This is a genomic window from Nocardia sp. NPDC059177 (assembly GCF_042755165.1).
In the GTDB taxonomy this organism is placed as follows: domain Bacteria; phylum Actinomycetota; class Actinomycetes; order Mycobacteriales; family Mycobacteriaceae; genus Nocardia.
Map to the genome: position 1 here is coordinate 1 of NZ_JBHZBX010000060.1, position 1,135 is coordinate 1,135.

1 rRNA gene is annotated in these 1,135 nt (G+C 57.8%); it reads left to right on the forward strand.

What is annotated here, in order from left to right:
* Nucleotides 1–163 precede the first annotated feature (163 nt).
* Nucleotides 164–1,135: ribosomal RNA gene (locus tag ACFXK0_RS29070) — 23S ribosomal RNA — on the forward strand; the annotation flags it as partial.

Here is a 1,135-nt window from a genome sequence, read left to right on the forward strand (position 1 = left end):
GAACGTGGTGATGGATCGGTCGGGCCGGGCACGCTGTTGGGTATCTGAAGGTATGGCCGTAAGGCTGCCTTCGGTTGCCGGCCCCAGTGAACTCGCCTGTAAAGGTGGGGTGATGGGTGGCTGGTCGTTGTTTGAGAACTGCACAGTGGACGCGAGCATCTGTGGCCAAGTTTTTAAGGGCGCACGGTGGATGCCTTGGCACCAGGAACCGATGAAGGACGTGGGAGGCCACGATAGTCCCCGGGGAGTCGTCAACCAGGCTTTGATCCGGGGGTTTCCGAATGGGGAAACCCGGCAGTCGTCATGGGCTGTCACCCGCTGCTGAACACATAGGCAGTGTGGAGGGAACGAGGGGAAGTGAAACATCTCAGTACCCGCAGGAAGAGAAAACAACCGTGATTCCGGGAGTAGTGGCGAGCGAAACCGGATGAGGCCAAACCGTATGCGTGTGATACCCGGCAGGGGTTGCGCATGCGGGGTTGTGGGATCTCTCTTCCACGGTCTGCCGGCCGTGGGACGAGTCAGAAACCGTTGATGTAGGCGAAGGACATGCGAAAGGTCCGGCGTAGAGGGTAAGACCCCCGTAGTCGAAACATCAGCGGCTCGTTTGAGAGACACCCAAGTAGCACGGGGCCCGAGAAATCCCGTGTGAATCTGGCGGGACCACCCGCTAAGCCTAAATATTCCCTGGTGACCGATAGCGGATAGTACCGTGAGGGAATGGTGAAAAGTACCGCGGGAGCGGAGTGAAATAGTACCTGAAACCGTGTGCCTACAAGCCGTGGGAGCGTCGCTGTATGTGCTTGCACATGCAGTCGTGACTGCGTGCCTTTTGAAGAATGAGCCTGCGAGTTAGCGGTGTGTAGCGAGGTTAACCCGTGTGGGGAAGCCGTAGCGAAAGCGAGTCCGAACAGGGCGTTTGAGTTGCACGCTCTAGACCCGAAGCGGAGTGATCTAGCCATGGGCAGGTTGAAGCGGAGGTAAGACTTCGTGGAGGACCGAACCCACCAGGGTTGAAAACCTGGGGGATGACCTGTGGTTAGGGGTGAAAGGCCAATCAAACTCCGTGATAGCTGGTTCTCCCCGAAATGCATTTAGGTGCAGCGTCGTGTGTTTCTTGCCGGAGGTAGAGCTA